Origin of the sequence: Arthrobacter sp. KBS0703 (assembly GCF_002008315.2) — a bacterium.
Lineage (GTDB): Bacteria > Actinomycetota > Actinomycetes > Actinomycetales > Micrococcaceae > Arthrobacter.
Window position 1 is genome coordinate 339816 of record NZ_MVDG02000002.1, and the last position, 7416, is coordinate 347231.

General features: G+C 65.2%; 10 protein-coding genes. 9 read left to right on the forward strand and 1 reads right to left on the reverse strand.

The window, feature by feature from the left end; translation table 11 throughout:
* Window positions 1-242 precede the first annotated feature (242 nt).
* Genes B1A87_RS22080 through B1A87_RS22100 form a run of 5 tightly spaced genes read left to right on the forward strand, consistent with a single transcriptional unit; the run spans window position 243 to window position 4414 of the window.
* Complete coding sequence (locus B1A87_RS22080) at window positions 243-1244, forward strand: proline racemase family protein (protein ID WP_078027071.1); 1002 nt, start codon at window positions 243-245, stop codon at window positions 1242-1244.
* Entirely contained in the window at window positions 1241-2203 is a 963-nt protein-coding gene (locus B1A87_RS22085; protein WP_078027070.1) for an ornithine cyclodeaminase family protein, read from the forward strand. The genes B1A87_RS22080 and B1A87_RS22085 overlap by 4 nt, the downstream gene beginning before the upstream one ends.
* A 23-nt stretch (window positions 2204-2226) precedes the next feature.
* Window positions 2227-2925 carry a GntR family transcriptional regulator gene (locus tag B1A87_RS22090; protein ID WP_260681122.1) on the forward strand — a complete coding sequence of 233 codons (699 nt, stop codon included), beginning with the start codon at window positions 2227-2229 and terminating at the stop codon, window positions 2923-2925.
* Entirely contained in the window at window positions 2922-4106 is a 1185-nt protein-coding gene (locus B1A87_RS22095) for an FAD-binding oxidoreductase (RefSeq protein ID WP_078027068.1), read from the forward strand. The genes B1A87_RS22090 and B1A87_RS22095 overlap by 4 nt, the downstream gene beginning before the upstream one ends.
* Window positions 4103-4414 (forward strand): (2Fe-2S)-binding protein, encoded by a 312-nt coding sequence (locus B1A87_RS22100; protein ID WP_185982437.1) that lies wholly within the window; start codon window positions 4103-4105, stop codon window positions 4412-4414. The genes B1A87_RS22095 and B1A87_RS22100 overlap by 4 nt, the downstream gene beginning before the upstream one ends.
* Here B1A87_RS22100 and B1A87_RS22105 read toward each other — a convergent pair.
* A complete protein-coding gene (locus B1A87_RS22105) occupies window positions 4396-4752 on the reverse strand; it encodes a hypothetical protein (RefSeq protein WP_144275937.1) in 357 nt (118 codons plus the stop codon). The genes B1A87_RS22100 and B1A87_RS22105 overlap by 19 nt on opposite strands.
* 105 nt (window positions 4753-4857) lie before the next feature.
* Here B1A87_RS22105 and rimP point away from each other — a divergent pair, with 105 nt between their 5' ends.
* From rimP to B1A87_RS22125, 4 genes are all read left to right on the forward strand, one after another.
* The gene (gene rimP, locus B1A87_RS22110; protein WP_078026411.1) at window positions 4858-5475 is read left to right on the forward strand and encodes a ribosome maturation factor RimP; all 618 of its coding nucleotides are present in this window, start codon (window positions 4858-4860) and stop codon (window positions 5473-5475) included.
* A complete protein-coding gene (gene nusA, locus B1A87_RS22115; protein WP_078026412.1) occupies window positions 5475-6452 on the forward strand; it encodes a transcription termination factor NusA in 978 nt (325 codons plus the stop codon). Before rimP ends, nusA begins: the two co-directional genes overlap by 1 nt.
* A gap of 227 nt (window positions 6453-6679) precedes the next feature.
* Window positions 6680-7012 (forward strand): YlxR family protein, encoded by a 333-nt coding sequence (locus B1A87_RS22120; protein WP_313902515.1) that lies wholly within the window; start codon window positions 6680-6682, stop codon window positions 7010-7012.
* A 152-nt stretch (window positions 7013-7164) separates the two neighbouring features.
* Window positions 7165-7416, forward strand: a 252-nt coding sequence (locus tag B1A87_RS22125; protein WP_144275938.1) for a translation initiation factor IF-2 N-terminal domain-containing protein, incomplete at its 3' end; no start/stop codon positions are given.

The following is a 7416-nucleotide window of genomic DNA, read 5'->3' on the forward strand; positions in this document are numbered from 1 at the left end:
GTCCGGTGACAGACCCACTAGACGGGCCGCGGACCTAAGCGGCCGGTGACAGACGCACAAGCCGGGCCGCGGACCTTCGGAAAGGAGCGCATCGCGGCCGACCGCGTCACGAAGGTCGCCCAGCGACCGAAGTGACGCCTGTCGGCTGTGTCTAAGCGACGCCGAAGGGCCGTTGCCCGGCGAAGCCCAGCGGAGCCGCCGAAATCCCGCCAAACCAGCCCCAACAAGAGGAGAAGGAAAGCATGAGAACCAGCCGCATCTTCCACGCCGTGGACTCGCATACCGAAGGCATGCCCACGCGAGTCATCACCGGCGGCATCGGGACGATCCCCGGCGCCACCATGGCCGAGCGCCGCCTGTGGTTCATGGAGAACAGCGACTGGATCCGCACCTTACTCATGACCGAACCGCGCGGCCACGCGTCGATGAGCGGGGCGATCCTCCAGCCATCGACGCGGCCGGACGCGGACTTCGGGGTGCTCTTCATCGAGGTGTCCGGTCTCCTGCCAATGTGCGGCCACGGCGCCATCGGCGTCGCAACCGTCCTGGTGGAGACGGGCATGGTGGAGGTTGTTGAACCGGTTACCACCGTGCGGCTCGACACCCCCGCCGGCCTGGTGGTCGCGCAGGTCGCCGTCAAGGATGGTCATGCCGAGTCCGTGACCATCCGCAACGTCCCCTCCTTCGTGGACCGCTTCGATGCCAAGGTGGAAGTTCCTGGGTTCGGTGCCGTTCCGTACGATCTGGCATTCGGCGGGAACTTCTACGCGATCGTGGACCTGGACAGCCTTGATTTGCCGTTCGAGCGCGAGCGCAAGGACGACCTGCTCAAGGCCGGATTGGCGATCATGGAGGCGATCAATGCCACGGATGAGCCCGTCCACCCCGAGCGCGACGATATCCGTGGCTGCCACCACGTCTATCTCAAGGCGCCCGGCTCGACGGCCGAGCACTCCCGGCACGCGATGGCCATCCACCCGGGTTGGTTCGACCGCTCCCCGTGCGGTACTGGCACGAGCGCCCGTATGGCGCAGTTGCACGGGCGCGGCGAACTGGCCCTGGGCACCGACTTCGTCAACGAGTCCTACATCGGTTCCCGTTTTACCGGCCGCTTGGTTGAGGAAACGGAGGTGGCTGGCCGCCCAGCTGTCGTCCCCACCGTCACCGGCCGGGCCTGGCTTACCGGCACCGCGCAATATTTCCTGGATCCCACCGACCCGTTTCCCGCGGGGTTCCTGCTGTGAACCTTCCCTACTTCGATTCGACGGCGGTGCGAGCCGCCGCCCCTTGGACGACGGCGATCGCGGCCCTTGAGCACGCGCTCCTGAACGGCGTTGACCCCGAGGACGACAGTCCACGGTTGTTCAGCCCCGCACCGAACGGCGAGTTCCTGCTCATGCCCGCATCAGGCCAGCGCTACAGCGGTCTCAAGGCGCTCACCGTAGCCCCTGCCAACCCGGTACGGGGGCTCGAAAAGATCCAAGGGGTTTACATCCTCTTCGATTCGGACACGTTGGCGCCGCTGGCCACAATGGACGGCAACGAACTCACGGCCATCCGAACGCCGGCCACCACGCTACTGGCCGTCAAACACATCCTGGCTTCGGCCCCCGAGGGCGCTCCCCGAAGGCACGAAAGCACCGAAAGAAACCGCGTGCTCGTGTTCGGCACTGGCGTCCAAGCGCTCAACCACCTCCGCGCGGCGCACGCCGTGCTCCCGGAGGCGGGCTTCGCCGTCGTCGGCCGGCGCCCCGAGCGGGTGGCAGCGCTGATCGGGCAGCTGGCCGACGAGGGCATCGAAGTCCGCCCGGGCAATCAAAGCGAGGTGCCCGACGCCGATGTGGTGATCTGCGCAACCTCCTCCCGTACGCCCCTGTTCGACGGCGGTTTGGTTGCCCCTGGTGCCGTGGTGGCCGCTGTAGGCCAGCACGGCTTGGACGCCCGTGAAGTCGACGCCGGCCTTGTGCTGCGCAGCGACGTCGTGGTGGAGGGACGCGCCTCGGCACTACGCGAGGCCGGGGACCTGATACCCGCACGCAGCGCGGAGGAATGGGAAGCGATCCGTCCCGCCAACCTCCTGGACCTGGTCAAAGGAGAGTTTGAGCGCTCCCCAGGCAAGCCCTGCCTGTACGCAGGCGTGGGCATGGCATGGGAAGACCTCGCGACCGCTGCCGTGGTGTATGAAGGAGGCACCCGAACATGAAATCCGCACAAGGAGTGCTTAACGTGCCAACCAACAACCAGCTACCGATCGCGCCGCTCGGCCGCCAGCACAGTCTCCGCGAGTCCGTCACCGAGTCCCTGCGCGCAGCGATCATCGCCGGCACGTTAACGGAAGGCACCCTGTATTCCGCCCCCGCACTTGCCGCGGCATTTGGCGTCTCGGCCACACCGGTCCGCGAGGCCATGATGGATCTGGCCCGTGAAGGCCTGGTGGAAACACTGAAGAACAAAGGCTTCCGCATCACCGCCATGAGCGACCGCGAACTGGACGAGCTCACGGAAATCCGCCTGCTCCTCGAGCCGCCTGTTGTTGGCGACGTGGCCGGGGCGGTCCCGCCGTCGGGTATCAAGGTGCTGCGCTCCATGGCGGACGACATCGTGGACGCCGCGCGGGAAGGCGACCTCACTGCCTACCTTGCCTCGGACCGCATATTCCACGCCGAGCTTTTGCGGTACGCCGGCAACAACCAGCTCGTTGAGTTGGCTACCAGCCTTCGTTCCCGTACCCGGATGTACGGCCTTAAGATCCTGAGCGACAGCAACCGCTTGGCCGATTCCGCCCAGGAACACCACGAATTGCTCGACCTCATCGAAGCCGGTGATGGGCCAGCGGCTCAGGAATTCATGCGCCGCCACATTGGCCACGCCCGCGGTCTCTGGGCCACGGGCGAGAACGAGAAACCACAGGAGCAACAGACATGAACCCAGCGAGCGATGTGCTCGTCATTGGCGCCGGGGTTATCGGCGCCGCCACTGCTTATTTCGCAACTCAGCAGGGTCTCACCGTCACTGTCCTGGACAAGGGGCTCCCCGCCAGCGGCACGTCTTCCGCCTGCGAAGGAAACATCCTTGTCTCGGACAAGGAACTCGGTCCCGAACTCGAACTAACCCGCTACTCCCTTGGCGTCTGGCACGGCGACCTCGCTGAGCATAAGCGGCTTTGGGAATTCGAGTCCAAGGGCGGCATTATCGTCGCCTCCCGGGAAAGCAGCCTGGCATCCCTCAACCGTGTGATGGCTGCGCAAGCCAGTTACGGCGTTGCGGTGGAGAAGCTGGACCCGGACGCCCTGCGGAACGCCGAACCGAACATCACCCCTGACGCCTTGGGCGGGGCGAGCTACCCCGAAGACTGCCAGGTCCAACCAATGCTGGTCGCCGCACATCTGGTTCGGCTGGCAACCGACGCAGGGGCCCGTTTCGTCGCCGACACCCCCGTCACTGGCTTCGTCCGGAGCGGAGACCGCATCACGGGTGTGAGGACACCTCGCGGTGACTTCTCCGCCGGTTCTGTGGTGAACTGCACTGGTACGTGGGCCGGCGAACTCGCCGCGCTGGCCGGGGTCAACGTCCCGGTCCTCCCCCGCCGCGGCTTCGTCATGGTCACGGAACCACTACCGCCCATGGTTCACCACAAGGTCTATGCAGCCGAATACATCGATAACGTCGGCAGTTCCGACGCCGGACTCCAGGCCTCGCCGGTCGTCGAGAGCACTCCCAGCGGCACTATTCTCATCGGCTCAACGCGCGAACGCGTCGGTTTCGACCGCACCGTGAGCACCAACGCCCTTAGGCTCCTGGCGGGCAACGCCGTCGCACTGTTCCCCTTCCTTGAGCACGTCAAGGCCATCCGCCACTACCACGGCTTCCGCCCGTACTGCCCGGACCACCTTCCGGTGATAGGCCACGACGATCGCGCCCCCGGGCTGTGGCATGCCGCCGGCCATGAGGGCGCCGGAATCGGCCTCTCCGCCGGGACGGGCAAGCTCCTTGCCCAGGCGCTCTCCGGCCAGGCCCCGGACCTTGACCTTTCACCCTTCGCGCCGGCCCGCTTCGGCGAGCGAAAGGAAAACAGCACAACTCACCGAGAGGAGGCCACAGCATGAGCACCCATTCATCAGGAGAGACCTGGCCGGTCAACACGCCGGGTGCGGTCAACGTGAGCTTCGACGGCCGTCCACTGGCCGCGGTACCAGGACAAAACGTCGGCGCTGCCCTGGTCTCCAACGGCATCACCGCCTGGCGCAGCACGCGCAAGAACGCGCGTCCCCGCGGACTTTTCTGCGGCATCGGCGTCTGCTTCGACTGCCTCGTAACGGTCGACGGCGAAGCGAATCAGCGTGCCTGCCTCGTCGAGGTGCAGGAGGGCATGGAGATCGAGGGTTCTTGCGCGGATCAGGGAGGACGAGCATGACGCCCATCGTCAGCGCAGACGTCGCCGTCGGGTCCATTTTCGGCCGGGAGGACCAACGCCCTGGCCTGCGTAGTCAGCAACGTCACAGTCCGCGAGAAAAGCTGCCGCTGGGCACCGGAAGCGCCCTCGGCAAGTTCGTGGCCCGCGGCCCGCAGCCGCATGGTTTCAGCCAGCGCCGAGGCGCGCGCCTGCTCGGAAAAAGGCGGTACGGCGGGGGCCGGAGCTTCGCGCGGAATCAGCGCAAAACCGAGACTCAACACCAGGAACGCGGTGAAGCAAAGCAGGGCATAGCGGAAAAAGTTCCGCGGCCTGCTGTTTTCCCTGGTGTCGTCTTTCACAACAGACCATGTTGTCACGGCCGGAAGGAACTCGGTGCACCAAGCCCGTCGGAAAATGGCTACGCTAGTAGTCACAACATCATCTATCGGGAGGCGGCCGGCATCGTGAGCAATGCAGAAGCCACGGCTTCATCAGACCGGACCGACGCGGGAAGGGCTGAACCCGCGGCAGTCCACAATCCCGAGGCTGAACGCCTCCGGGCCTTGCTTGAGCCCGCGGTTTTGGCGAACCGGCTCTACCTGGAGGATGTTGCCATCAACATCGCAGGCTCCAACCGCGTGGTCAACGTGGTGGTGGACCTGCCGCAGGAAGAAACCGGCGGGGTCAGCCTTGATGTCATCGCAGACATCTCCAAGGAGCTCTCCGACATCCTGGACGGCGATCCCAGCACCGACAGCCGTCCGTACGACCTTGAAGTCTCCTCGCCCGGCGTGGGCCGCCCCCTGACCGAGCCGCGGCACTGGCACCGCGCCCGTGGACGCATGGTGAGCGTCAAGGTCATCCAGGGCGAGAACGTCACCGGACGGATCCAGTCCGTGGACGAATCCGGAGTGACCCTCGTCCCCGAAATTGCAGTGAAAAAAGGCATGAAGCCGAAACAGGGCGACCCCGTAAAACTTCCTTTCGACAAGATCCGCAGCGGAAAAGTCGAAATTGAGTTCAGCCACCTCGACGAGGCCGGTCTGGAAAATGAACACAATGGACCTTCTGAGGAGGCCTGATGGATATTGACATGAGCGCACTGAGACTCCTGGAGCGTGAGCGCGAAATCCCGCTGGATCTCCTCATCCCCACGATCGAGCAGGCGCTGCTGGTTGCCTACCACAAGTCGCCGGGAGCCTTCGAGAAGGCCCGCGCCGAGCTGGACCGCAAGAGCGGCCACGTGACCATCTGGGCCACCGAAATCGACGACGACGGTGCACCCATCGGCGAGTTCGAGGACACCCCCGCCGGTTTCGGCCGCATCGCAGCCAGCACCGCCCGCCAGATCATCCTCCAGCGCCTGCGCGACGTCGAGGATGACAACGTCCTGGGCGAGTTCAAGGGCCGCGAGGGCGAACTCGTTGCCGGCCTGATCCAGCAGGGCAACAACCCCCACATGATCCAGGTCAACCTCGGCACGGTGGAGGCGCTGCTTCCGCCGCCCGAGCAGGTGCCGGGGGAGAAGTACGTCCACGGGAACCGTCTGCGCGCGTTTGTGATTGACGTGCACCGCGGCACCAAGGGTCCGTCCATCACGCTGTCCCGGTCGCACCCGGGCCTCGTGCGGAAGCTCTTCGAGCTGGAGGTACCCGAGATCGCCGACCACTCCGTGGAGATCGTTGCCCTGGCGCGTGAGGCCGGCCACCGCACCAAGATCGCAGTGAAGGCCAATACGCCCGGCATCAACGCCAAGGGTGCCTGCATCGGAGAAATGGGTTCCCGCGTGCGGGCCGTCATGACCGAGTTGAACGACGAAAAGATCGACATCGTGGACTTCAGCGAGGATCCGGCGACGTTTATCGCCAGCGCACTGTCGCCTTCACGTGTGAATTCAGTCACCATCACCGACGAAGCGACCCGCTCGGCGCGGGTAGTGGTGCCGGACTACCAGCTCTCCCTGGCCATCGGCAAGGAGGGCCAGAACGCCCGCCTCGCTGCGAAGCTGACCGGCTGGCGGATCGACATCGTTTCCGACGCCGCCGCTCCCCGCGGCTAAAAGGACTCCTCCCCGGCTCGGCGCCGCCCGGACCGGCACCGAAACTGCCCGCGATTGCAGCGGGCAGTTTCGGGTGACAGGCCCCTGAGGGGCTAGAATAGAACATGACCGCGCCTCGCAGCCGGCATCAGCGTGCTTGTGTGCGCCCGCAAATTTGCCTCACGGCAGCAGCGGGCCGCCGGGCAAGCAGTTATGTATAGGCAGGAAGATACTCGACAGTGGCACACGTGCAACACCTCGGGAATCAGCCGCAACGTACCTGCATCGGATGCCGGAAAAAAGGATCGCGGTCTGAGTTACTCCGGCTTGTCTCCGGCGCCGGCGGTTCGTCCGCCGTCGTAGTGGATGAACGACGCCGGATGGCTGGCAGGGGTGCATGGCTGCACCCCAGCGAAGCGTGCCTCGCACTGGCGGTCAAACGTCGAGCGTTCGGACGCGCCCTCAACGGCGCGACCGGAACAGCCGATGTTGAACGCCGGATCACGGCAGGCACGCAAGCCGTGGACACTCCGGTGGCCGCAGCAACAACCGTCCAACCTGAAAGCGGGTCAGAAAACTGATGGAAACCCGATGAGTTCCCAGCGATGAGTGCGCAACGATGACAACTTTGTTGCGCTCTGCAATGGGCCTTTCAGCTGCACTCGCGGCGGAGGCCCGCAGTAAGAAGTAGACGGTTCGTGCCTGGCTCGGTGCGGACCGAGACAGGAGAAATGTGGCCAAGGTCCGCGTACATGAGCTTGCTAAAGAGCTCGGTATCACTTCCAAAGATGCAGTAACCAAACTGCAGGAACTGGGCGAATTTGTTCGCTCCGCCTCTTCCACCATTGAGGCCCCCGTTGTGCGGAAACTCCGTAACGCCTTCCCCGACGCGACTGCTTCGAAGTCCGAAGCACCCGCATCCGCGCCAAAAGCACCGGCCAAGGCGGCAGAATCACGTCCCGCCCCGGCTCCCGGTCCCGCCGCC

Bases quoted from the DNA above. Each gene is read 5' to 3' on its own strand.
- B1A87_RS22080 (WP_078027071.1), top strand. From the start codon at position 243: ATGAGAACCAGCCGCATCTTCCACGCCGTGGACTCGCATACCGAAGGC.
- B1A87_RS22095 (WP_078027068.1), top strand. From the start codon at position 2,922: ATGAACCCAGCGAGCGATGTGCTCGTCATTGGCGCCGGGGTTATCGGC.
- B1A87_RS22100 (WP_185982437.1), top strand. From the start codon at position 4,103: ATGAGCACCCATTCATCAGGAGAGACCTGGCCGGTCAACACGCCGGGT.
- nusA (WP_078026412.1), top strand. From the start codon at position 5,475: ATGGATATTGACATGAGCGCACTGAGACTCCTGGAGCGTGAGCGCGAA.